Origin of the sequence: Pantoea sp. B_9, from assembly GCF_008632015.1 — a bacterium.
GTDB lineage: Bacteria > Pseudomonadota > Gammaproteobacteria > Enterobacterales > Enterobacteriaceae > Pantoea > Pantoea dispersa.
In genome coordinates this window covers 95,751-118,085 of record NZ_VWVL01000002.1, presented here as the reverse complement: position 1 = coordinate 118,085, position 22,335 = coordinate 95,751, and the positions used below count along the sequence as shown (strand labels likewise).

At 59.6% G+C, this 22,335-nt stretch carries 22 protein-coding genes; 19 read left to right on the top strand and 3 right to left on the bottom strand.

Annotated elements, in window-relative coordinates:
• Nucleotides 1-29: 29 nt before the first annotated feature.
• Genes F3I21_RS07420 through F3I21_RS07410 form a run of 3 tightly spaced genes read left to right on the top strand, consistent with a single transcriptional unit; the run spans nucleotide 30 to nucleotide 3,516 of the window.
• Nucleotides 30-953, top strand: a complete 924-nt coding sequence (locus F3I21_RS07420; RefSeq protein ID WP_058782055.1) for a sugar ABC transporter substrate-binding protein — start codon at nucleotides 30-32, stop codon at nucleotides 951-953.
• 32 nt (nucleotides 954-985) lie between these two features.
• Nucleotides 986-2,470: a sugar ABC transporter ATP-binding protein gene (locus tag F3I21_RS07415; RefSeq protein ID WP_021509786.1), complete on the top strand. Its 1,485-nt coding sequence runs from the start codon at nucleotides 986-988 to the stop codon at nucleotides 2,468-2,470.
• A gap of 14 nt (nucleotides 2,471-2,484) precedes the next feature.
• Nucleotides 2,485-3,516, top strand: a complete 1,032-nt coding sequence (locus tag F3I21_RS07410) for an ABC transporter permease (RefSeq protein WP_058777949.1) — start codon at nucleotides 2,485-2,487, stop codon at nucleotides 3,514-3,516.
• Nucleotides 3,517-3,638: 122 nt separating this feature from the next.
• Here the strand turns inward: F3I21_RS07410 and F3I21_RS23185 are convergent, their stop codons facing one another.
• Nucleotides 3,639-3,788 carry a hypothetical protein gene (locus F3I21_RS23185; protein ID WP_190286080.1) on the bottom strand — a complete coding sequence of 50 codons (150 nt, stop codon included), beginning with the start codon at nucleotides 3,786-3,788 and terminating at the stop codon, nucleotides 3,639-3,641.
• Between the two features lie 185 nt (nucleotides 3,789-3,973).
• Between F3I21_RS23185 and nac the strand changes: the two genes are divergently transcribed.
• The 4 genes from nac (at nucleotide 3,974) to F3I21_RS07390 (ending at nucleotide 8,964) form a co-directional block, all read left to right on the top strand.
• A complete protein-coding gene (gene nac, locus F3I21_RS07405; protein WP_058757341.1) occupies nucleotides 3,974-4,891 on the top strand; it encodes a nitrogen assimilation transcriptional regulator NAC in 918 nt (305 codons plus the stop codon).
• A 272-nt stretch (nucleotides 4,892-5,163) separates the two neighbouring features.
• The gene (gene cbl, locus F3I21_RS07400; RefSeq protein ID WP_021509789.1) at nucleotides 5,164-6,123 is read left to right on the top strand and encodes an HTH-type transcriptional regulator Cbl; all 960 of its coding nucleotides are present in this window, start codon (nucleotides 5,164-5,166) and stop codon (nucleotides 6,121-6,123) included.
• A 93-nt stretch (nucleotides 6,124-6,216) separates the two neighbouring features.
• Nucleotides 6,217-7,056 (top strand): GNAT family N-acetyltransferase, encoded by an 840-nt coding sequence (locus F3I21_RS07395; RefSeq protein WP_150058629.1) that lies wholly within the window; start codon nucleotides 6,217-6,219, stop codon nucleotides 7,054-7,056.
• Between the two features lie 126 nt (nucleotides 7,057-7,182).
• Nucleotides 7,183-8,964, top strand: coding sequence for a thiamine pyrophosphate-requiring protein (locus F3I21_RS07390; RefSeq protein ID WP_150058628.1), 1,782 nt, complete (start codon nucleotides 7,183-7,185; stop codon nucleotides 8,962-8,964).
• Between the two features lie 681 nt (nucleotides 8,965-9,645).
• On the opposite strand, the gene F3I21_RS07385 is transcribed toward F3I21_RS07390, so the two are convergent.
• Nucleotides 9,646-10,092, bottom strand: a complete 447-nt coding sequence (locus F3I21_RS07385; protein ID WP_150058627.1) for a transposase — start codon at nucleotides 10,090-10,092, stop codon at nucleotides 9,646-9,648.
• A 185-nt stretch (nucleotides 10,093-10,277) separates the two neighbouring features.
• Nucleotides 10,278-12,443: a bifunctional diguanylate cyclase/phosphodiesterase gene (locus F3I21_RS07380; RefSeq protein ID WP_150058626.1), complete on the bottom strand. Its 2,166-nt coding sequence runs from the start codon at nucleotides 12,441-12,443 to the stop codon at nucleotides 10,278-10,280.
• A gap of 312 nt (nucleotides 12,444-12,755) precedes the next feature.
• On the opposite strand from F3I21_RS07380, the gene phnF reads away from it, so the two are divergent.
• The 12 genes from phnF (at nucleotide 12,756) to phnD (ending at nucleotide 22,330) form a co-directional block, all read left to right on the top strand.
• Entirely contained in the window at nucleotides 12,756-13,472 is a 717-nt protein-coding gene (gene phnF, locus F3I21_RS07375; protein WP_150058625.1) for a phosphonate metabolism transcriptional regulator PhnF, read from the top strand.
• Nucleotides 13,469-13,918, top strand: coding sequence for a phosphonate C-P lyase system protein PhnG (gene phnG / locus F3I21_RS07370; RefSeq protein ID WP_150058624.1), 450 nt, complete (start codon nucleotides 13,469-13,471; stop codon nucleotides 13,916-13,918). The genes phnF and phnG overlap by 4 nt, the downstream gene beginning before the upstream one ends.
• A complete protein-coding gene (phnH, locus tag F3I21_RS07365; RefSeq protein WP_150058623.1) occupies nucleotides 13,915-14,490 on the top strand; it encodes a phosphonate C-P lyase system protein PhnH in 576 nt (191 codons plus the stop codon). Before phnG ends, phnH begins: the two co-directional genes overlap by 4 nt.
• Nucleotides 14,490-15,566 (top strand): carbon-phosphorus lyase complex subunit PhnI, encoded by a 1,077-nt coding sequence (locus F3I21_RS07360; RefSeq protein ID WP_150058622.1) that lies wholly within the window; start codon nucleotides 14,490-14,492, stop codon nucleotides 15,564-15,566. The genes phnH and F3I21_RS07360 overlap by 1 nt, the downstream gene beginning before the upstream one ends.
• A complete protein-coding gene (locus F3I21_RS07355; RefSeq protein ID WP_021509799.1) occupies nucleotides 15,559-16,407 on the top strand; it encodes an alpha-D-ribose 1-methylphosphonate 5-phosphate C-P-lyase PhnJ in 849 nt (282 codons plus the stop codon). Before F3I21_RS07360 ends, F3I21_RS07355 begins: the two co-directional genes overlap by 8 nt.
• On the top strand, nucleotides 16,397-17,158 hold the full coding sequence (phnK, locus tag F3I21_RS07350) for a phosphonate C-P lyase system protein PhnK (RefSeq protein ID WP_021509800.1): 762 nt from the start codon (nucleotides 16,397-16,399) through the stop codon (nucleotides 17,156-17,158). Before F3I21_RS07355 ends, phnK begins: the two co-directional genes overlap by 11 nt.
• A 167-nt stretch (nucleotides 17,159-17,325) precedes the next feature.
• Entirely contained in the window at nucleotides 17,326-18,030 is a 705-nt protein-coding gene (gene phnL, locus F3I21_RS07345; RefSeq protein ID WP_021509801.1) for a phosphonate C-P lyase system protein PhnL, read from the top strand.
• A complete protein-coding gene (gene phnM, locus F3I21_RS07340) occupies nucleotides 18,027-19,163 on the top strand; it encodes an alpha-D-ribose 1-methylphosphonate 5-triphosphate diphosphatase (RefSeq protein ID WP_058774782.1) in 1,137 nt (378 codons plus the stop codon). Before phnL ends, phnM begins: the two co-directional genes overlap by 4 nt.
• Nucleotides 19,163-19,699 (top strand): ribose 1,5-bisphosphokinase, encoded by a 537-nt coding sequence (gene phnN / locus F3I21_RS07335; RefSeq protein WP_104188816.1) that lies wholly within the window; start codon nucleotides 19,163-19,165, stop codon nucleotides 19,697-19,699. Before phnM ends, phnN begins: the two co-directional genes overlap by 1 nt.
• A complete protein-coding gene (phnP, locus tag F3I21_RS07330) occupies nucleotides 19,696-20,466 on the top strand; it encodes a phosphonate metabolism protein PhnP (RefSeq protein WP_150058621.1) in 771 nt (256 codons plus the stop codon). The genes phnN and phnP overlap by 4 nt, the downstream gene beginning before the upstream one ends.
• A gap of 80 nt (nucleotides 20,467-20,546) precedes the next feature.
• Nucleotides 20,547-21,374: a phosphonate ABC transporter ATP-binding protein gene (gene phnC, locus F3I21_RS07325; RefSeq protein WP_021509805.1), complete on the top strand. Its 828-nt coding sequence runs from the start codon at nucleotides 20,547-20,549 to the stop codon at nucleotides 21,372-21,374.
• A 26-nt stretch (nucleotides 21,375-21,400) separates the two neighbouring features.
• The gene (phnD, locus tag F3I21_RS07320; RefSeq protein ID WP_031280167.1) at nucleotides 21,401-22,330 is read left to right on the top strand and encodes a phosphonate ABC transporter substrate-binding protein; all 930 of its coding nucleotides are present in this window, start codon (nucleotides 21,401-21,403) and stop codon (nucleotides 22,328-22,330) included.
• Nucleotides 22,331-22,335 lie beyond the last annotated feature (5 nt).

Genomic DNA, 22,335 nt, shown 5'->3' with positions numbered 1-22,335 from the left:
AGCACGTTAACAAATAAGAAGGGTTACCTATGAAATTCAAAAAAGCGTTAGTGACTTCCCTGTTAGCTTGCATGTTACCTGCCGCTGTGATGGCAAAAGATATCCAGCTGGGCGTTTCTATGGCGCTGTTTGATGACAACTTCCTCACTATCCTGCGCACAGCCATGCAAAAAGAGATGCAAAAAGACAACGTGAAAGGCCAGGTGGAAGATGCCAAAGGCGACGTCTCTCAGCAGCTGCAGCAGGTACAAAACTTCATCGGCCAGGGAGTCGACGCCATCGTCGTTAACCCGGTCGATACTAACGCGGTGAAACCGATCATGGATGCCGCGACCAAAGCCGGTATTCCACTGGTATTTGTCAACCGCAAACCGGCGGGTCAGCTGACCGACAAGATGGCGTACGTCGGCTCCGACTCTGAACTGGCGGGCCGTCTGCAGATGGAAGCACTGGCCAAAGCGATGAACGGCAAAGGCAACGTGGCGATCCTGATGGGCGACCTGGCGAACGAATCAACCCGTGACCGTACTAAAGGCGTCGAAGCGGTGGTCGCCAAATATCCGGGCATTAAGGTGGTACAGAAGCAAACCGCGAAGTTTACGCGTAACGATGCGGTAGACGTGGTGAGCAACTGGATGACCGCCGGTGACGATATCCAGGCCATTGCCTCAAACAACGATGAAATGGCGATTGGTGCGCTGCAGGCGCTGGGTAAAAACCCGAACCACATCCTGATTGCCGGCGTGGACGGTACGCCTGATGCGCTGCAAATGCTGAAGAATGGCAAAATGGTTGCCACTGTATTCCAGGATGCGAAAGGTCAGGGCGAAGGTGCCGTACAGACTGCGGTGAAACTGGCGAACGGCGAAAAAGTGGAAAAAATCATCAACATCCCTTACCAGCTGATCACCAAAGACAACATGGCGCAGTTCGAAAACCGTAACCAGAAATAATCGCTCCCCCTTAAGCCGTACGGAGGTGATGTATGACCGCTTTTGCGCTTGAAGCCGAAGGCATCAGCAAGTTCTTCCCCGGAGTGAAGGCACTCGACAATGTCTCACTGCGTATTAAGCCGGGGTCGGTACATGCCCTGATGGGTGAAAATGGCGCGGGCAAATCCACTTTAATGAAATGCCTTATCGGGATGTATCGTCCCGATAAGGGCACCATCCGCATTAAAGGGGAGCCGGTGCAGTTTCAGGACACCATGGACGCGCTGCGTTCCGGCATTTCCATGATTCACCAGGAGCTGAATCTGGTGCCTTACATGACCGTGGCGGAGAATATCTGGCTCGGTCGTGAACCGATGAAATACGGCTTTGTCGATCACGGCAAGCTCAATCAGCAGACGCAGGAACTGCTTAACAAGCTGAATATCCGTCTGAAAGCCGATCGGCTGGTCGGCGAGCTCAGCATTGCGTCCCAGCAGATGGTGGAAATTGCCAAAGCGGTGTCGTGGAACTCCGACATCGTGATTATGGATGAACCGACCTCGGCGCTGACGGAAACTGAAGTGGCGCATCTGTTCACCATCATCCGTGACCTGCGTGCCCAGGGCAAAGCCATCATCTATATCAGCCATAAAATGGATGAAATTTTCGCCATCACCGATGAGATCAGCATCTTCCGCGACGGCACCTGGGTCGGCAGTAACAGCACCACCGCCTTTACCCGTCAGTCGCTAATCACCCAGATGGTGGGACGCGAACTGACGCAGCTGTTCCCTAAATTCAACAGTGCCATCGGGGAAGAAGTGCTGACGGTGCGCAATCTGACCTGCAAAGACCGCTTTACCGATGTCAGCTTCAGCGTGCGCAAAGGCGAGATCCTCGGCGTGGCCGGGCTGGTGGGTGCCGGACGCAGCGAGGTGATGGAGAGCCTGTTCGGCATGGAAAGCTTCGACAGCGGTGAAGTGCTGATTGATGGTGTGCCGGTGAAAATCGATTCGCCGTCAACGGCGATTGAGAAGGGCATGGCGTTTCTCACCGAAGACCGCAAAAAGTCCGGGCTGTTTCTGGTGTTGTCGGTGCTGGAGAACATGAGCATCGTCAACATGCCCGATTACATCGGCAAAAGCGGTTTCGTTAGCCACATGAAGATGGCGCAGGACTGCATGGAGCAGATCCGCAAACTCAATATTAAAACGCCGACCATGGATCAGATCATCAATAACCTCAGCGGCGGTAACCAGCAGAAGGTGCTGATTGCGCGCTGGCTGCTGGCGCAACCGAAGATTCTGATCCTCGATGAACCAACCCGCGGCATTGATGTTGGCGCCAAAGCCGAAATCTACCGCCTGATCAGTGAACTGGCTAACCGTGGCGTGGCCATCATCATGGTGTCCTCTGAGCTGCCGGAGATTCTCGGCATGAGCGACCGGGTGATGGTGATGCACGGCGGACGTATAACCGGCATCCTCGATAAAGAAGAGGCCGACCAGGAAACCATTTTGTCGTTGGCATCCGAGTGAGGCACGAGACCCCTATGAGTAACGTAAAAGTAACGGCCCCGCAGGCCACCGAACAGAGTTCTTTCTTCGGCAATCTGCGCCATAAACTGCCGAAAGACACCGGCATCTTTGTCGTGATGTTGGGCATTGCGCTGATCTTTGAAATAGCCGGCTGGTACGTGCGTGACCAGTCATTTCTGCTCAACACCAACCGTTTAGTGCTGATTGTGCTGCAAGTGGCGATCATCGGTATCATCGCCGTCGGCGTCACCCAGGTGATTATTACGACCGGTATCGACCTGTCGTCCGGTTCGGTTATCGCCCTGACGGCGGTGGTTGCCGCCAGCCTGGCGCAGACGTCTGACAGCCTGTCGCCGATGTATCCGTCGCTGGTCAATCTGCCTGCCGCCATCCCAATCGTCGCCGGCATCGGCGTCGGCCTGCTGTGCGGCGTGGTCAACGGCGTGCTCATCACCAAAACCGGCATTCCGCCATTTATCGCCACGCTCGGTATGATGGTGTCGGCGCGCGGTCTGGCACAATATTATACCCAGGGCAACCCGATCAGCTTCCTGTCGGACGGTTTCACCTCCATCGGTCAGGGCGCGATGCCGGTGATTATCTTCCTGGTGGTCGCCTTCCTGTTCCACATCGCACTCAAACACACCCGCTACGGCAAATATGTCTATGCGATTGGCGGCAACATGACCTCTGCCAAAGTGTCGGGCATTAACGTTAATAAATACCTGATCATCGTGTATACCATCGCCGGGGCGCTCTCGGGTCTGGCGGGAGTGGTGCTGGCGGCGCGCGTCAGCAGCGGCCAGTCGAGCATGGGCATGGCGTATGAACTCGACGCCATCGCCGCCGCAGTTATCGGTGGCAGCAGCCTGATGGGCGGCGTCGGGCGGATTACCGGCACGCTGATCGGCGCAGTGATCCTCGGTTTAATCAAAAGTGGCTTTACCTTTGTTGGCGTCGATGCTTACGTGCAGGACATCATCAAAGGGATGATCATCGTCGCGGCGGTTTCAATTGATATGCACCGCAACCGCAAAAAACGCTAACCCGTTCTGCTCCTCTCTTTCGGGAGAGGAGCAGGGTTAAGGCGGTAATTGCACGCTGCCGGGCTGCCGGCATCGTCAGACACAATAAGTTTTCCCACTGATAGCCACCGCGCAATTTCTCTTTATTCTCCTTTCTGCCCCCGCAATCCGTACATTTTCTGCCAGTTTTGCACCACTGCAGCACGCGGAGTCATCACTTTTTTGCACATCTGCCTCGCAAATGTTGCACCATCAGGGTGCGTCATCGCCAGCGGATAAACGTTATGGGTCATGTGTGGCACTTATTAACCCATTCGGGGTAATCAGAAACGCTTATTTTCCCGTTCGTTAGGAAAATTCTGGTCAGTGCCCGCCGGGTAAAGATCAAACCTGGCCTGCATATTGCAATTTCTTTGTCACAAGCCAGCAGGCTGAGAACTCATCATTTGGGCATTCGGGGATCCGTGACGGAGGCAATATGAACTTAAGACGACTGAAATACTTTGTAAAAATCGTCGATATCGGCAGCCTGACGCAGGCAGCAGAAGTCCTGCATATCGCACAACCTGCACTCAGCCAACAGGTGGCGACGCTGGAGAACGAACTCGACCAGCAGTTGCTGATCCGCACCAAGCGCGGCGTAACGCCAACCGAAGCCGGTAAAATTCTTTATGCTCACGCACGCACCATCCTGCGCCAGTGCGAACAGGCGCAGACAGCGGTGATCAACGCTGGCCAGGCGCTTAATGGTCAGGTATCGATTGGCCTCGCGCCGGGCACGGCGGCCTCTTCGCTCACCATGCCGCTGCTGCAAACGGTGCGCGAGCAATATCCTGATGTGCTGGTCTATCTGCATGAGAACAGCGGCACTTCACTCAATGAGAAAGTGATGAATGGCCAGCTGGATATGGCCGTGCTGTACGATCGCGCGCCGACTGCCGGTATCAACAGCATTCCGCTGATGAAAGAGGAGCTGTATCTGGTAGGGGCGACGGCCTGTCCGGGTGCTACGGTGGATCTGGCTGACGTGGCGCAGATGAACCTGTTCCTGCCGCGTGACTACAGCGCCGTGCGCAAACGCGTGGACGAAGCGTTTTCGCTGCGTCGTCTGAGCGCGAAAATCATCGGTGAAATTGAGTCGATCTCAACCCTGACCGCGGCGGTGTCGAGCGGCATGGGCGTTACCGTACTGCCGGAGTCGGCAGCACGCGCGCTGGTGAGTTCAACGCATGCGTGGATGGCACGCATTAACAGTCCGTCGCTGAATCTGCCGCTGTCGCTGAACGTCTCAGCGCGCCTGCCGCTGTCGCCATCGGCGCAGGCGGTCAAAAATATCCTGCTGTCGCTGCTGAATAAGCCGATGGTGGAAGAGCGCGAGCTGATGTTAGTGGGTTGATAGAGAGGTTTTTTCCCTCACCCTAACCCTCTCCCGCCCGCGGGAGAGGGAACCGTCTGGCGCAGCCATCCATCCCGGTACGCCATCTCAATCTCGCGCGATCCGCTCCCTCTCCCTATGGGAGAGGGCCGGGGTGAGGGCGGCAAAGCGCACCCATCCCCAACCTCACGCTTATTACTATTCCGCATAACACACCGTTTTTTATTATTTGTTGCAATCACACCAACTTCATAACATGGACGAAACAGGGGCAGGAAACAGGAGAAAAGGGTGTGAATTTCCAGCAACTTAAAATTATACGCGAAGCGGCCCGTTGCGAATTCAACCTGACAGAAGTCGCCAATACGTTGTTTACCTCGCAATCGGGGGTGAGCCGGCATATTCGCGATCTGGAAGATGAACTGGGCGTGGAAATCTTCATTCGTCGTGGCAAGCGGCTGTTAGGCATGACCGAACCGGGCAAAGCGCTGCTGACCATTGCTGAACGCATCCTTGATGAGGCCGGCAAAGTGCGCCGGCTGGCGGATGTGTTTACCAATGAGACCAGCGGCGTGCTGACCATCGCCACCACGCACACCCAGGCGCGCTATAGCCTGCCGCGCGTCATCAAAGCGTTTCGCCAGCTCTATCCCAACGTGCGGCTGGAACTCAATCAGGGTTCACCGCAGGAGATCGTCGCCATGCTGCTGGCCGGTGAGGCCGATGTCGGCATCGCCTCGGAGCAGCTGGTGAATAACACCAGCCTGGCGGCATTCCCATGGTTCAGCTGGCACCACTCGCTGCTGGTGCCGCACGATCACGAACTGCTGGCGAATCAGCCGGTCACGCTCGCCAGCCTCAGCCGCCATCCGCTGATCACCTATCGTCAGGGGATTACCGGTCGCTCGCGCGTGGACCGCGCCTTCCAGGCTGCTGGCCTCCGCCCGGATATCGTGCTCAGCGCGCAGGATTCTGACGTGGTGAAAACCTATGTCGAACTCGGGCTGGGCGTCGGTATCCTCGCCGATCAGGCGTGCGATATTTACGATGGCGAAGACCTGGTGAAGATCGATGCTCACCATCTGTTTGATGCCAACACCGTGTGGCTCGGGCTGAAGCGCGGCCAGCTCCAGCGCAACTACGTCTGGCAGTTCCTTGAACTGTGTAACGCTAACCTGTCACTGGAAGAGATCAAACGGCAGGCGCTCTCTTACGAAACCGACGACGAACCCGCCATCGATTTCCAAATCTGAGTTTCCTCTCTGGCCCGGTGCGGGCCTTTTTTATTTGCTTCCCCAAACGGACGTGGCAAGCTGGCGGGCACAATGTTTTTCAGGGAGAACCGCATGAATACGATATTGCGCGCCATGACCCTCGCGGACGCCGAAGCGGGTTATCGCCTGACTCAGCAACTGGGCTGGGCGCACCGCCGCGAAGACTGGCAGCAGCTCATCGCCCTGGGTGAAGGCGTGGTGATTGAGGCGCAGGGCGACTATCTCGGCGGGGCGATTGGCTGGCGCTGGGGGCCGGATGCCGCCACTATTGGTCTGGTGATTGTGAGCGAACAGGCGCGCGGACGCGGTATTGGCCGCCAGGTGATGCAGGCAATGCTGGAAAAATTCTCCGGCTGCAACGTGCGGCTGCACGCCACCGATATGGGGCAGGTGCTGTATGAGAAGCTCGGCTTCCAGGCCTGCGATCGCGTGGCGCAGCACCAGACGCGCGCGCTGGCGCAGCAGCCTGCGGTAATCGTACCGGATGGCATGACGCTGCGGCTGACCGTTGAAGCGGATGCCGCCGCCATCGACGCACTGGATTATCAGGCGAACGGGCTGCGGCGAACGCGTCTGCACCAGCAGCTGCTGGCGCAAAGCGTGGTGCTGCAGGATGCACAGGGCGCGTTGCAGGGGTTTGCCAGTCGCCGCCGCTTTGGGCACGGCTGGACCATCGGCCCGGTGATTGCTGACGATGTTGCGGCGGCGCAGGCGTTGGTGTCGCAGCTGATGCAGGATCTGACGCAGCAGTTTGTCCGGCTGGACACGCCCGATGCCCGGCTCGGCGCGTGGCTGCTCAACCTTGGGCTGGCGCAGGTCGATGCGCCTTTCACGATGGTACACGGCACAGCGTGGCGGGCGGCACCGAACGGGCCGCAGACCTTTGCGCTGGTCTCGCCTGCGCTGGGTTAACTAAGCGTAACGGCGGCGATTTCTAAGCCAGACGCGGCGAACGTCGCCGAACAGGCGTAATCTGTCACATTCCATTTCGTCGGCTACCCTTAACGTTTATTGCAAACGTCTAAGGGAGAGCCCGTCATGAGCAAGAAAACCAGCGATTTCTTTGTTGAACGCCTGCAGGCATGGGGCATCACGCGCATTTATGGCTATCCGGGCGATGGCATCAACGGCGTGCTGGGCGCTATTCAGCGGGCCAATAAAGCCGGTGCAGGCATCGAATTTATTCAGGTGCGACATGAAGAGATGGCGGCCTTTATGGCTGCCGGTCACGCCAAATTTACCGGTGAGCTCGGCGTCTGTCTGTCGACCGGTGGGCCTGGCGCCACCCATCTGCTTACCGGCCTGTACGATGCCAAAATGGATCACGCGCCGGTGCTGGCGATTGCCGGCCAGGCAGAAACTACTGCGCGCGGCGCCAGCTACCAGCAGGAGATGAATTTAGACCGCATCTTCGCCGATGTGGCGAACTTTGTGCAGGAAGCGGCAGCCCCGGCGCAGGTCCAGCATCTGGTCGATCGCGGCGTGCGCATTGCCAAAGCGCAGAACGGCGTCGCGGTGATCATCCTGCCGAAAGATCTGCAGGATGAAAACTGGCAGCCACCGCAGCATGCGCACGGATTTACCCATTCCGGACCGGGCTATCAGCGGCCGAAGATTGTGCCCTACGACGAGGATTTGCGCCGCGCCGCAGAGGTGCTTAACGCCGGCAAAAAAGTTGCGGTACTGATTGGTGCCGGTGCACGCGGTGCTGCGGTCGAAGTGGTGCAAATTGCCAATGTGCTCGGCGCGGGCGTGGCCAAAGCGCTGCTGGGCAAAGACGTGCTGCCGGACGATGCACCTTTTGTCACCGGTTCGATCGGCCTGCTCGGCACCAAACCGTCGTGGGAGCTGATGCAGAATTGCGATACTTTACTGATGATTGGCAGCGGTTTTCCGTGGACCGAATTTCTGCCGCCGGAAGGCAAAGTGCGCGCGGTACAAATCGATATCGATCCGGCGATGCTGGGGCTGCGCTATCCGTGCGAGGTCAACCTGCACGGCGACGCGGCAGAAACCCTGCGCGCGCTGCTGCCGTTACTGACCCATAAAGCGGATCGCCACTGGCAGGAGGAGATCGCGGTGCAGGTGCGCGACTGGTGGACGTTGATGGAACAGCGCGCCATGGCGCCCGCTAACCCGGTCAATCCGCAGCGCGTGGTGTGGGAGATGTCCCCGCAGCTGCCGGAAGATGCGATTGTCACCTCGGACTCGGGCTCCTGCGCCAACTGGTTTGCGCGCGATTATCGGGTGAAGCAGGGCCAGCGCGCCACGCTGTCGGGTGGGCTGGCTTGCATGGGTGCCGCCGTCCCGTTTGCCATCGCCGCGAAATTTGCCTTTCCCACTCAGCCAGTGGTGGCGCTGGTGGGCGACGGGGCGATGCAGATGAACAACCTGGCCGAGCTGATCACCATTCAGAAATACTGGCAGCAGTGGGCCGATCCGCGCCTGATTGTCTGCGTGTTCAATAATCAGGATCTCAATCAGGTCACCTGGGAACAGCGGGTGATGGAAGGCAATCCGCGCTTTGAAGCTTCGCAGCAGCTGCCGGATGTGCAGTATGCGCGCTTTGCCGACAGCCTCGGTTTGCAGGGCATCTATGTCGACCGGCCCGAAGACCTGGCGGCGGCGTGGCAGCAGGCGCTCAGCGCCACCCGACCGGTAGTGCTGGAGGTGAAAACCGATCCGGAAGTGGCCCCGCTGCCGCCGCATATCACACTTAAGCAGGCCAAAGCTTTTATGTCGTCAATGGCGAAGGGAGACCGCGGCATGGCGCAGGTGATTAGCGACACCGCCAGTCAGTTGCTGCACAGCAAGGGTTAGCGCGCTGCTACAATGTGTGCAGGATGGGGGTGCAAAAATTCAATGCCGCACGAATCGTAACGGCGCAATTCATTGCGCATTCTGGCAGCTGTGCAATCTTTCACTCAGCGCGATAAATCGCGCCGCTACAATGTGTGCAGGATGGTAGTGCAAAAATTCAATCCCGCACGAATCGTAGCGGCGCAATTCATTGCGCATTCGGGCAGCTGTGCAATGGTTAACTTAGCGCGATAAATCGCGCCGCTACAATGTGTGCAGGATGGTAGTGCAAAAATTCAATCCCGCACGAATCGTAGCGGCGCAATTCATTGCGCATTCCGGCAGTTGTGCAGTGTTTCACTCAGCGCGATAAATCGCGCCGCTACAATGTGTGCAGAATGGCGGTGCAGAAATAAAATGTTGCACGAATCGTAGCGGCGCAATTCATTGCGCATTCGGTCAGCTGTGCAGTGTTTAACTCAGCGCGATAAATCGCGTCGCTACAACGTGTGCAGGATGGCGGTGCAGAAATAATATGTTGCACGAATCGTAGCGGCGCAATTTATTGCGCATCCGGGCAGCAGTGCAGTGTTTCACTCAGCGCGATAAATCGCGCCGCTACAATGTGTGCAGGATGGTAGTGCAGAACTACAATGCCGCACGAATCGTAGCGGCGCAATTTATTGCGCTTTATAATCGGCATCACTCTTGTTGATAATAATGATCCAGCTCCCACCTCAACGGGTTTTGCTCAATATATTGCCGTGCGAAAAACAGCTCTTTTTCATTGCGTATAACCCGCTCATAAAAATTGTGTTGCCACACTCTGTTTGCGATAACCCGACTAACGCCTGCCTTATAACCAGCTACGATTCTGCTTAAGGAATTATTGTTCTCGCCACACAGCCACAAAATGCCGTGTAGGTGATTTGGCATCACAACAAATGCATCTGTCATCAATCCTGGAACACGTAACGACAGATTAAGCCATTCCTGATATACAACATTCCCTGTTTTACTGGGAATCAGTTGCGCCTGCCTGATTCGGCCAAACAGACATAACCGTTGTCGCGTAACGAGGGTAATGAAATAAGCTCCCGCTGCAGCGTAATCGTAATGCAACAGTCGTAATTGTTTTCTGAATTGCATAACAGCCTCCTTTCACACAGCATCTGCTATCCGAATCGATTTTTCAGATTGTTTTTTAACTTCTCCGATCCAGATTCAGAAAAGCGCGACAAATAACGCCGCTACGATGTCCGTCATAGATCTGCACGTAAATACATTCCCGTACAAATCGTAGCGACGCAGTTTATCGCGTCTCTTCTGCATCCTCACACCATCCGCTCAATCTCGCTCAACGGCACTGCCCGGCTGAACAAATATCCCTGCAGCTCATTACACCCGGCATCGGCCAGCGCGTTTTTCTGGCCCTCGGTTTCGACGCCTTCGGCGGTGACGGTCAGGCCCATGGCGTGGCCGAGGCGCACCACGGATTCAACAATCGCGGTGGAGTTCTCCGCCACGCCCAGCGACTGGGTAAACGACCGGTCGATTTTAATCTTGTCGACCGGAAACGTGCTGAGATAATTCAGGCTCGAATAACCGGTACCGAAATCATCCAGCGCGATACGGAACCCGGCGTCGCGCAGCGCGATGATACTGTTGCGCGCTTCGTGTTCATCCTCAATCAACACGCCTTCGGTGATTTCCAGCTCCAGCCGCTGCGGATCGGCACCTTCCGACTGCACAATCTCAATGATGCGTTCGACAAACCCGCTGGCGCGGAACTGCACCGGCGAAACGTTCACCGCCACAATCACCTGCGGTAACTTCAGGGCGGTTTTGCAGGCCTCGCGCAGCACCCATTCGCCCAGCGGAATAATCATGCCGGTCTCTTCGGCGATGGCGATAAAGTCCGCAGGCGAAACATCGCCGCGCTGCGGATGATGCCAGCGCAGCAGCGCTTCCAGTCCGACAATCTGCTGGCCGCTGATCTCCATCAGCGGCTGATACCACACCGCCAGACCGTCGTACGTGACCAGCGCCTGACGCAGATCCGCCGCTATCTGCTGCCGCGTGCGCAGCGATTCATCCATCACCTTTTCAAACTGGCGATACTGGCCGCGTCCGCCATTTTTCGCCTCGTACAGCGCTATGTCGGCTTTGCGCATCAGCTCCAGCCGGTCAATGCCATCGCGGGGTGCCAGCGCCAGGCCAATGCTGACGCCAACCCACAGCTCGTTGCCCACCAGCTGATACGGCTCGCCCAGCGCGGCGATGATGCGCTGCGCCAGCGCCTGCACCTGACCGATATTCTCTACCTCCGGCATCACGATGATAAATTCATCGCCGCCAATACGCCCGACGGTATCGCTGGCGCGCACCAGGTGGCTCAGGCGGCGCGCCACCTCGATAATCAGATCATCGCCGGCGTGATGGCCCCAGGTATCGTTAATGATTTTGAAGCGGTCCAGATCCAGCAGCAGCAACGCCACGCGCTGGTCGTGACGGGTCGCGGCGGCCAGTGCCTGAGTCAGCCGATCCTCAACCAGCGCCCGGTTCGGCAGTCCGGTCAGCACATCGTGAAACGCCAGATGCTGCGCCTGCGCCTCGCTGGCCCCGAGCTTCAGCAGCGACTGCGATAAATCGAGCGAGGAAGTCCAGATGCGCCGCACCATAAACAGACACAGCAGGGTGATCAGCAGCACCGAAATCAGCGTGGAAGGGCCGAGGGTACGCAACATCTGCGCGCCCGGCTTGTCCGGATCCCAGCTGAGGTAGCCGACGATATCGCCCTGACGCGAGGTCAGCGAATAGCGCGCTTTGTGTTCGTTCTGCGGTACGCCATCGCTAAAGAAGAGCTGCCGCAGCTGACTGCGTTCAGACAGGTTGCGCAGATAGCCATCATCAAGAAACTTAATACTCACCAGCCGGTAGCGCCCGGCCTCGCGCGTGCTGCTGATATCGCCCACCGCCAGCGCTGCCGCACGCTGGCCGATGCGCACAAAATCCGCGCGGTCGGCCGGACCGGGTACCTCATCACTGCTTTGCACCAGTGGCGTCTGCAACAGATCGCGCAGGTACGGCCCGATGCGCAGATCCGCCACCGGCTGGCCGTTGCGCCACACGGCGGTCGGCTGATTGGTGCGGTCAAGCAGCACAATCAGCTGATGATCAAACATATCGTACAGCCAGCTACCGACGTTTTGATTCAGCCAGTCGCTGTCCGTCTGCGGCTGCGCCAGTTGATCGGCGAGTGGGGACCAGCGCGTCAGGCTGCGCAGCTGGCGCAGATGTTCACTCAGGCTCTGATTGAACGAGGCGGCGATCATCCGCTGCTGCTGCTCGCGCGCCTCATGGTTGGTGGCCGAGGTGCTCCAGAACAGGCCAAAACCGGCACCGAGAAAAGTCAGCAGCAAAATCGCCACCAGCGGCAGGATCACTTCGCGCAAAAAATTGCGGCGAAAACCGTGCGAAAGTTTGAAGGTGTTTATCATTTTAAGGTTTCGCGCTCCGGGCAGGGCTTACTGATTAAATTAGCAGAATTTACGCAGCCTGCATCCGGTAAGGGAAGCGTTAAAGGCGTGAAACTGCACGCAATTTTTTTGCGCATAGTCACACAGGCAACAGTTAAGTGGATTTTATTGAATTGGTCGCCGTCTGGCTGCCATCCTGCTGCCTTAAAGCAAATTCATCCGCACGTCACTGAGCCGTCACGGCACTGTCATCTGTCTCCCGCACTGTAGTCGCCATTCCGCAGCCTCTTTTGCTGCGCCCCTCAACCTGAAGCGAATGAGGTATTGAGCGTGATGGAGATATCCAGACATCCGACCACTGTCTATCAGGCGGTTGCCGCCCAGCTGGAGCAGGCGCTGCAGGAGCGCTATCGCTGCGGCGATTATCTGCCGTCTGAACAGCAGCTGGCCGATTACTATGCCGTCAATCGCCACACGCTGCGCCGGGCCGTGGATGAGCTGGTGAACAAAGGCCTGCTGCAGCGGCGCCATGGCGTCGGCATCCTGGTGCTGATGCGCCCGTACGACTACCCGCTGCATGCCCAGGCGCGCTTTAGCCAGAACCTGCTGGAGCAGGGCAGTCATCCCACCAGCGAACGGCTGCTGGCGGTACTGCGTCCGGCCAGCAGCGACGTGGCTGCCGCGCTGGGCAGTGACGAGGGCGCCAGCGTCATTCATTTACGCACCCTGCGCCGCGTCAACGGCGTGCCAGTGTGCGTGATCAACCACTATCTGCCCGACCTGCGCTGGTGGCCGGCGCTGCAGACGTTCCAGCACGGTTCCCTGCACGACTTCATGCAGCAGCAGCTCGGCCTGCAGCTGAGCCGCCGTCAGACCCGCATCAGTACCCGCCGCGCACAGGCCAAAGAGTGCAAACAGCTGGAGATTACGCTGCACGCGCCGCTGCTGTGCGTGCGCACCCTGAATACACAGCCGGACGGTCAGGTGGCGGAGTACTCCGTCAGCCTGACGCGTGGCGACATGATTGAACTCACCCTGGAGCACCAATGAAACAGCAAACCGCCCGTCAGCACTGGCTTTCGGTGCTGGCGCACAGTGAAGCCAGCGCGCTGGCCAGCCACTGGCAGTCGCTACAGCTTACACCCGCCTTCGAGCGCCTGCGCCCGGCGGAAACCGGTTTAACCCGTCTGCAGGCGCGCATGGGCGGCAGCGGGAAACGCTTCGTCATGGGCGATGCCACCGTCACCCGCGCGGTGATCAGACTGCACGATGGCACGCTGGGTTTTAGCTATGTGCTGGGGCGCGATAAGGCGCATGCCGAACGCTGCGCGCTGATTGATGCGCTGCTGCAAAAGCCGGAAACCCAGGCGCTGCTGCAGGAAAAAATTATTGCCCCGCTGGCGGCACTGCGTGAAGAGCAGCGCCAGCTGCGCGCACGGGAAATCGCCAGCTCCAAAGTGGATTTCTTTACGCTGGTTCGCGGAGATAACGAATGACATTACTGGCAAGCTTTAACCATCCGGTTGCCGACGCCCAGCGCGCCTTCCGCCGCATTCTCAAAGCGATGAGCGACCCGGGCGTGATGGTCTCGCTGCCGCTGGCGCAGGGCTGGGGCGATCTCTCCCCGGCCGCAACGGCGGTGCTGCTGACGCTGGTCGATCAGGAGAGCGCGCTGTGGCTGGATCGCCGTGTGGACAGCGATATCGTGCGCAGCAACCTGCGCTTTCACACCGGCGTACCGATTGTCGATGAGCGCGATGCCCCGTTTGCGCTGACCCACGCGGCGGCCAATCCCGATCCCGCCTGCTTCGCCGCCGGTGACAATCTGTCCCCTGAGAAGAGCACCACGCTGATTGTCGAAGTGCCGTCGCTCAACGGCGGGCTGACGCTGCGCCTCTCCGGGCCCGGCCTGCGTGAGCCGCGCGCCATCGCGCCGCAGCTGCCGGCCGCCATTATGACCTACCTGCGTGAGCGCCCGCATCCGTTCCCGCAGGGGGTGGATCTGATTTTCACCTGCGGTGAAGCGATGATGGCGCTGCCACGCACCACCGACGTGGAGGTGTGCTGATGTATGTAGCCGTGAAAGGGGGCGAAAAGGCGATTGCCAGCGCCCATCAGCTGCAGGCCGATCTGCGCCGTGGCGATCGCAGCGTGGCGGAGCTGGGCTGCGACCAGGTGGCGCAACAGCTGGGGCTGGCGGTGGACCGGGTGATGACCGAAGGCGGCATCTTTGACACACAGCTGGCGGCCTTAGCCATCAAACAGGCCAGTGGTGATTTGGTCGAGGCGATTTTCCTGCTGCGCGCCTACCGCACCACGCTGCCGCGCCTCGCGGACAGCCTGGCGCTGGAAACCGCGGAAATGCGCATCGAGCGCCGCATCTCGGCAGTATACAAAGATCTGCCCGGTGGCCAGGTGCTGGGCCCGACCTATGACTACAGCCACCGCCTGCTGGATTTTACCCTGCTGGCCAACGGCGAAACGCCGGCCGCCGCGCGTGACGATCAGGCGCTGGCGCAGCGTTGCCCGCATGTGTTCAGCATGATGATGCGTGAAGGGCTGGCAGCGCGTGAAGAGGATGACGGCAGCGAGCCGTGCGACATCACGCGCCAGCCGCCCGGTTATCCGGCGTCACGCGCCGCCCGCTTACAGCAGCTGGTGCGCGGCGACGAGGGGTTTCTGCTGGCGCTTGGCTATTCGACCCAGCGCGGCTATGGCCGCAACCATCCGTTTGCCGGTGAAATCCGCACCGGCTATCTCAGCGTGTCGATCTGCCCCGAAGAGCTGGGTTTTGAGATTGAAATCGGCGAGATCCTGCTGACCGAATGCGAAATGGTCAACGGCTTCACCACCCAGGGCGACAGCGCGCCACACTTTACCCGCGGCTATGGTCTGGTGTTCGGACGCGCAGAGCGTAAGGCGATGGCGATGGCGCTGGTGGACCGTGCGCTGCAGGCACCCGAGTATCAGGAGCGCATTGCCGGGCCGGCACAGGACGAAGAGTTCGTGCTGTCGCACGCCGATAACGTCGAAGCCGCCGGCTTTGTCTCGCACCTGAAACTGCCGCACTACGTGGATTTCCAGGCGGAGCTGGAGCTGCTACAGCGGCTGCGCCAACAGCATCAGGAGCAGAATGATGAGTGAGTTAACCGGCTACAACAACGGCTACTTGGATGAGCAGACTAAACGCACCATCCGCCGCGCCATTCTGAAAGCGGTCGCGATCCCCGGCTATCAGGTGCCGTTTGCCGGCCGCGAAATGCCGATGCCGTATGGCTGGGGCACCGGCGGCATTCAAATCACTGCCAGCATTATTGGCGACAGCGACGTGCTGAAAGTGATCGATCAGGGCGCGGATGACACCACCAACGCGGTCTCTATCCGGCGCTTCTTCCAGCGCGTCAGCGGGGCGGCAACCACCGAAGCCACTAAGGACGCCACGCTGATCCAGACGCGGCACCGCATTCCGGAGACGCCGCTTGAAGAGGATCAGGTGCTGATTTTCCAGGTGCCGATCCCGGAGCCGCTGCGCTTTATTGAGCCGCGTGAGACCGAAACCCGCACCATGCACGCGCTGGAGGAGTACGGCATCATGCAGGTCAAGCTGTATGAAGATATCGCCCGCTACGGCCATATCGCCACCACCTATGCCTATCCGGTGAAGGTTAACGATCGCTACGTGATGGATCCGTCGCCGATTCCCAAATTCGACAACCCGAAGATGCACATGATGCCGGCACTGCAGCTGTTTGGTGCCGGACGTGAAAAACGCATTTATGCGCTGCCGCCCTACACCAAAGTGGAAAGTCTTGATTTCGACGATCATCCGTTCAGCGTGCAGAGCTGGGAACAACCCTGTGCGCTGTGCGGTTCGCGCCACAGCTATCTCGACGAAGTGGTGATGGATGATGCCGGTACGCGCATGTTTGTTTGCTCCGATACCGATTTTTGCCACCAGCAGCAGGAACAACAGCATGCACAGTGAACAGCCGCTGCTCGCGGTCAATAACCTGACGCACCTCTACGCGCCGGGCAAAGGTTTTGAAGACGTCAGTTTTGCGCTCTATCCCGGAGAGGTGCTGGGGATTGTCGGTGAATCCGGCTCGGGGAAAACCACGCTGCTGCGCAGCCTGTCGGCGCGTCTGGCGCCCCAGCAGGGCAACATTCTTTACCGCGGCCGCGATCTGTATCAGCTCAGCGAGAGCGAGCGCCGGCGGTTACTGCGCACCGAGTGGGGCGTGGTGCATCAGCATCCGCTGGATGGCCTGCGTCCGCAGGTGACGGCGGGCGGCAATATTGGTGAGCGTCTGATGGCGATTGGACAGCGCCATTACGGCGACATCCGCAACGAGGCGCTGCGCTGGCTGCAGGACGTCGAAATCCCGGCTAACCGCATCGACGATCTGCCCACCACCTTTTCCGGCGGTATGCAGCAGCGTTTGCAGATTGCGCGCAACCTGGTGACGCAGCCGACGCTGGTGTTTATGGATGAGCCGACCGGCGGGCTGGATGTCTCGGTGCAGGCGCGCCTGCTGGATCTGCTGCGCACGTTGGTGCGCGAGCTGAATCTGGCGGTGATTATCGTCACCCACGATCTGGGCGTCGCGCGTCTGCTGGCGCACCGCCTGCTGGTAATGAAGCAGGGCAAAGTGGTGGAGAGCGGGCTCACCGACCGGGTGCTCGACGATCCGCACCATCCGTACACCCAGCTGCTGGTTTCATCGGTGCTGGCATAGAACACGCTGGCGGTGCGCATTAATGCGCACTACTCATGAGGTGTGCACCAATCGTAGCGGCGCAATTTATTGCGCTCAGTTGAACAGCGAGCGTTGCTGTTAAATGCGCGATAAATCGCGCCGCTACGGTTACGTGCGGCTGCACGAATCATTATCAGGACATCAACATGCAACCCATTTTGCGCGTAGAGAATCTCAGCAAAACCTTTGTGCTGCACAACCAGAACAGCGCCGAGCTGCCGGTGCTGCAGCACGCCAGCCTTGAGGTGGCCGCCGGCGAATGCGTGGTGCTGCACGGGCGTTCCGGCAGCGGTAAATCCACGCTGCTGCGTGCGCTGTACGGTAACTATCAGGCCAACAGCGGCCACATCTGGCTGCAGCATCACGGCCAGTGGGTCGATCTGGCACAGGCACCGGCGCGTCAGATGCTGGCGATCCGCCGTGACACCGTCGGCTGGGTCAGCCAGTTTCTGCGCGTGATTCCGCGCGTACCGACGCTGGAGATCGTGATGCAGCCGCTGCTGGAGCGCGGCGTCGAACGCGCCCGCTGTGAACAGCGCGCCCGCGAACTGCTGACGCGTCTTAACGTGCCGCAGCGCCTGTGGTCGCTGGCCCCCTCGACCTTCTCCGGCGGGGAACAGCAGCGCGTCAACATCGCACGCGGCTTTATCGCTGACTATCCGGTGCTGCTGCTGGATGAACCCACGGCGTCACTCGACAGCGCTAACAGCGCGGCGGTGGTGGAGCTGATTGAACAGGCGCGCGCCCGCGGCGCCGCTATCGTAGGTATTTTCCATGACGAAGCGGTGCGCGCCCGGGTGGCCGACCGCCTGCACGTCATGCAGCCGCTGCACACAGGAGAACAGGCATGATCGTGAATAATGTCCGGCTGGTGCTGGAAAATGAGGTCGTCAGCGGATCGCTGGAGATGCGCGGCGACCGGATCGCCAGCTTCAGCGACAGCGGCAGTCAGCAGCCGGGCGCACTGGACGGCGGGAACGCGTTTTTGCTGCCGGGGCTGGTCGAGCTGCATACCGACAACCTCGATAAATTCTTTACGCCACGGCCTAAAGTCGACTGGCCGGCGCATTCGGCGATGAGCAGCCACGATGCACTGATGGTCGCCAGCGGCATCACCACGGTGCTGGATGCCATCGGCGTCGGTGACGTGCGCGACGGCGGTCATCGCCTTGAAAACCTGAGCAAAATGATTACGGCGATTCAGGACAGCAACCGCAAGGGCATTAACCGCGCCGACCACCAGCTGCACCTGCGCTGTGAGCTGCCGCACCACACCACGCTGCCGCTGTTCGAAGCGCTGATGAGCACCCCGGAGCTGTCGCTGGTGTCGCTGATGGATCATTCGCCGGGTCAGCGCCAGTATGCGTCGCTGGAGATGTACCGCACCTACTATCAGGGCAAATATCAGCTCAACGATGAGCAGATGGATCAGTTTGAGCGCGAACAGCTGGCGCTGGCTGCCGAATTCTCCACGCCGAACCGCAACGCCATCGCTGGCCTGTGCCAGGCGCGCGGTATTCCGGTTGCCAGCCACGATGATGCCACGGCGGCGCATGTCGCGGAGTCACACGCGGTGGGCAGCGCCATTGCCGAGTTTCCCACCACGCTTGAAGCGGCTCGCGCCTCGCGCGACTGCGGCATGCGGGTGCTGATGGGCGCGCCCAACATTGTGCGCGGCGGATCGCACTCCGGCAATGTCGCGGCGTGGCAGCTGGCCAGCCACGGCCTGCTGGACATCCTCTCGTCGGATTACTATCCGGCCAGCCTGCTGGATGCGGTATTCCGCCTGGTGGCCGACGAGCGTAATGCGCTGACGCTACCGCAGGCGGCGGCGCTGGTCACGCGCAACCCGGCACAGGCGATTGGCCTGCACGATCGCGGCACGATTGCGGAAGGGCTGCGCGCCGACCTGGTGCTGGCACACACCGATCACGGTCATGTGCACATTCGCCACGTCTGGTCACAGGGCAGGCTGGTGTTCTGATGGCGCGCCTCATCTGGCTGACCGGGCCCTCGGGCTCGGGTAAAGACAGCCTGCTGAACGCGCTGCGCGAGGCGCCGCCGGACAAGCTGGTGATCGCCCATCGCTATATCACGCGGCCGGCTGATGCCGGCGGTGAAAACCACGTGGCGCTGAGCGAAGCCGAATTCCGCCGGCGTGAAGCGCTCGGCCTGTTTGCCATCAGCTGGCGCGCACACGGCCTGAGCTACGCGCTCGGCGAGGAGATTGACCACTGGCTGGCGCGCGGTCTCAACGTGCTGGTCAACGGTTCACGTCTGCATCTGCCAGTCGTGCGTCAGCACTACGGCGAGCAGCTGCTGCCGCTGGTGCTGCAGGTCTCGCCGGCCGTGCTGGCGGCACGGCTGCGCCAGCGCGGACGCGAAAGTGAAGCTGACATTCAGCGACGGCTGGCGCGTGCGGCAGAACCGCTGCCCGCCCACTGCCACGCGCTCAACAACGACGGCGCGCTGATCGACACGCTCCATCAGCTGCGCCAGTTACTGGAGCATCCGCCATGAATCTGACCTTTCTCGGTACGGGCGGCGTGCAGGCCGCGCCGCTGTTCGGCTGCGACTGTCGCGCCTGTGAACGCGCCCGGCAGCAGCCACGCTATGCGCGTCACGCCACCAGCGCGCTGATCGACACCGGTCGCGAGCGCATCCTGCTCGATGCCGGTCTGCCCGATCTGCATCAGCGCTTCCAGCCCGGTGAGCTGAACCGCATTCTGCTGACGCATTTCCATATGGATCACGTGGCCGGCCTGTTCAGTCTGCGCTGGGGCCGGGGCGCGCCGATTCCGGTGTGGGCGCCACCGGATGAAAAGGGCTGCGACGATCTGTTTAAGCATCCCGGCCTGCTGGCGTTTCGCCCGGCGCTGACGCCTTTTGTCGCGCACAGCTTCGGCACCCTGCAGGTGACGGCGCTGCCACTGCAGCATTCGCGGCTGACTTACGGCTACCTGTTCGACTGGCATGGCACGCGGCTGGCGTGGCTGTGCGACACCTGTGGTTTGCCGCCGGACACCGCCGATTTCCTGCAGGGCCAGCCGCTTGATCAGCTGGTGATCGATTGTAACGATGCGCCGCGCGCCGCGGCGGGTAATCACAACGACGTTACCCGCGCACTGGACATCGTGGCCCGGCTGGCTCCGCGCCAGGCATGGCTGGTGCACCTGTCACATGAGATGGATAACTGGTTGCTGGACAATGGGTTACCGGAAAACGTCAGCCTACCGTTCGATGGCCAGCAGTTTGCTGTCGGTTTGCGCGACGCTGTCACCGTTTAATCATGGTTCTGTCATCAGACCTTCATCGCCAGTGTCCGTAATAACGGGCAATCAACACCTCAGAAGAGATGGAGCGCAACATGGCACAGGCACTACTCAAAACCGTCGTCGACAATGCACATCCTGCCCAGCGCCATGGCGACAAGGTGCTGTCGGTGCAGGGGCTGTGCAAAGCCTTCGGTGATAACCGCGTGCTGGATGATGTCAGTTTCGATCTGCATGCGGGCGAGCTGGTGGCGGTAATCGGCCGCTCGGGCGCAGGCAAATCGACCCTGCTGCATATGCTGAACGGCACCATTGCCAGCAGCGAAGGCGCGATTCTCAGCATGCGTCACGGCGAGGCGGACCGCGATGTGGTGACGCTCAACAGCCGGCAGATGCGCGAATGGCGCAGCGAGTGCGGCATGATCTTTCAGGACTTCTGCCTGGTGCCGCGCCTCGACGTGCTGACCAACGTGCTGCTGGGCCGGCTCAGCCAGACTTCAACGCTGAAATCCTTTTTCAAAATCTTCTCCGACACCGACCGTGCGCAGGCGATTGAACTGCTGCAGTGGATGAACATGCTGCCGCAGGCGCTGCAGCGGGCGGAGAATCTGTCCGGCGGCCAGATGCAGCGCGTCGCCATCTGCCGCGCGCTGATGCAGCGCCCGAAAATCCTGCTGGCCGACGAGCCGGTGGCGTCACTCGATCCCAAAAATACCAAACGCATCATGGATGTGCTGCGCCAGGTGAGCGAGCAGGGCATCAGCGTGATGGTCAACCTGCACTCAATTGAACTTGTGCAGCAGTATTGCACCCGGGTGATCGGCATCCAGCGCGGCAAAGTGCTGTTTGACGGCCATCCCGCTCAGTTGACCGACAGCCTGCTGCATGCGCTGTACGGCGACGAAATTAACCAGCTCCACTAACTCCCACGGCAAGAGAAAATCTCACAATGAAACTGACTGCTTTAGCTTTACTGACAGGCGCTCTGATGGCTTTTGGCGTTAACGCAGCGGATGCACCGAAACAGCTGAACCTGGGAATTCTGGGCGGGCAGAACGCCACCCAGCAGATTGGCGATAACCAGTGTGTGAAAACCTTCTTCGACAAAGAACTGGGCGTGGATACGCAACTGCGCAACTCGTCTGACTATGCCGGCGTGATTCAGGGACTGCTGGGCAACAAGATCGATATGGTGCTGAGCATGTCGCCGGCGTCTTACGCCTCGGTCTATCTGCAAAACCCGAAGGCCGTGGATATCGTCGGTATCGTGGTGGATGACAAAGATGGCTCGAAAGGTTACCACTCGGTGGTGATCGTCAAAGCCGACAGCCCGTATAAGAAGCTGGAAGATCTGAAAGGTAAATCGTTTGGCATGGCCGATCCGGATTCCACCTCCGGCTTCCTGATGCCGAATCAGGCCTTTAAGAAAGAGTTTGGCGGTACGGTGGATGATAAGTACAACAACACCTTCTCCAGCGTGACGTTTTCCGGTGGCCACGAGCAGGACATCCTCGGCGTGCTGAACGGCCAGTTCGACGGCGCGGTGACCTGGACGTCGCTGATTGGCGATTACAACAGTGGTTATACCTCGGGGGCCTTTGGTCGTCTGATTCGTATGGATCACCCGGATCTGATGAAGCAGATCCGCATCATCTGGCAGTCGCCGCTGATTCCTAACGGCCCGATTCTGGTGAGTAATAACCTGCCCGCTGACTTCAAAGCGAAAGTGGTGGCCGCGATCAAAAAGCTGGATAAAGAAGATCACAGCTGCTTTGTTAAAGCGGTGGGCGGCGCCCAGCACATCGGCGCCGCCAGCGTCGCGGATTACCAGAATATCATCGATATGAAGCGCGACCTGATGAAGGGTGCTCGCGGGTAACCGCT

Coding starts and splice junctions, on each gene's coding strand:
- phnP (WP_150058621.1), top strand. CDS start 19,696: ATGAATCTGACCTTTCTCGGTACGGGCGGCGTGCAGGCCGCGCCGCTG.
- F3I21_RS07410 (WP_058777949.1), top strand. CDS start 2,485: ATGAGTAACGTAAAAGTAACGGCCCCGCAGGCCACCGAACAGAGTTCT.
- phnK (WP_021509800.1), top strand. CDS start 16,397: ATGCACAGTGAACAGCCGCTGCTCGCGGTCAATAACCTGACGCACCTC.
- F3I21_RS23185 (WP_190286080.1), bottom strand. CDS start 3,788: ATGACCCATAACGTTTATCCGCTGGCGATGACGCACCCTGATGGTGCA.
- F3I21_RS07390 (WP_150058628.1), top strand. CDS start 7,183: ATGAGCAAGAAAACCAGCGATTTCTTTGTTGAACGCCTGCAGGCATGG.
- phnH (WP_150058623.1), top strand. CDS start 13,915: ATGACATTACTGGCAAGCTTTAACCATCCGGTTGCCGACGCCCAGCGC.
- phnD (WP_031280167.1), top strand. CDS start 21,401: ATGAAACTGACTGCTTTAGCTTTACTGACAGGCGCTCTGATGGCTTTT.
- F3I21_RS07380 (WP_150058626.1), bottom strand. CDS start 12,443: ATGATAAACACCTTCAAACTTTCGCACGGTTTTCGCCGCAATTTTTTG.
- F3I21_RS07360 (WP_150058622.1), top strand. CDS start 14,490: ATGTATGTAGCCGTGAAAGGGGGCGAAAAGGCGATTGCCAGCGCCCAT.
- phnG (WP_150058624.1), top strand. CDS start 13,469: ATGAAACAGCAAACCGCCCGTCAGCACTGGCTTTCGGTGCTGGCGCAC.
- phnF (WP_150058625.1), top strand. CDS start 12,756: ATGGAGATATCCAGACATCCGACCACTGTCTATCAGGCGGTTGCCGCC.
- F3I21_RS07385 (WP_150058627.1), bottom strand. CDS start 10,092: ATGCAATTCAGAAAACAATTACGACTGTTGCATTACGATTACGCTGCA.
- phnL (WP_021509801.1), top strand. CDS start 17,326: ATGCAACCCATTTTGCGCGTAGAGAATCTCAGCAAAACCTTTGTGCTG.
- phnC (WP_021509805.1), top strand. CDS start 20,547: ATGGCACAGGCACTACTCAAAACCGTCGTCGACAATGCACATCCTGCC.
- nac (WP_058757341.1), top strand. CDS start 3,974: ATGAACTTAAGACGACTGAAATACTTTGTAAAAATCGTCGATATCGGC.
- F3I21_RS07420 (WP_058782055.1), top strand. CDS start 30: ATGAAATTCAAAAAAGCGTTAGTGACTTCCCTGTTAGCTTGCATGTTA.
- phnM (WP_058774782.1), top strand. CDS start 18,027: ATGATCGTGAATAATGTCCGGCTGGTGCTGGAAAATGAGGTCGTCAGC.
- F3I21_RS07415 (WP_021509786.1), top strand. CDS start 986: ATGACCGCTTTTGCGCTTGAAGCCGAAGGCATCAGCAAGTTCTTCCCC.
- F3I21_RS07395 (WP_150058629.1), top strand. CDS start 6,217: ATGAATACGATATTGCGCGCCATGACCCTCGCGGACGCCGAAGCGGGT.
- phnN (WP_104188816.1), top strand. CDS start 19,163: ATGGCGCGCCTCATCTGGCTGACCGGGCCCTCGGGCTCGGGTAAAGAC.
- F3I21_RS07355 (WP_021509799.1), top strand. CDS start 15,559: ATGAGTGAGTTAACCGGCTACAACAACGGCTACTTGGATGAGCAGACT.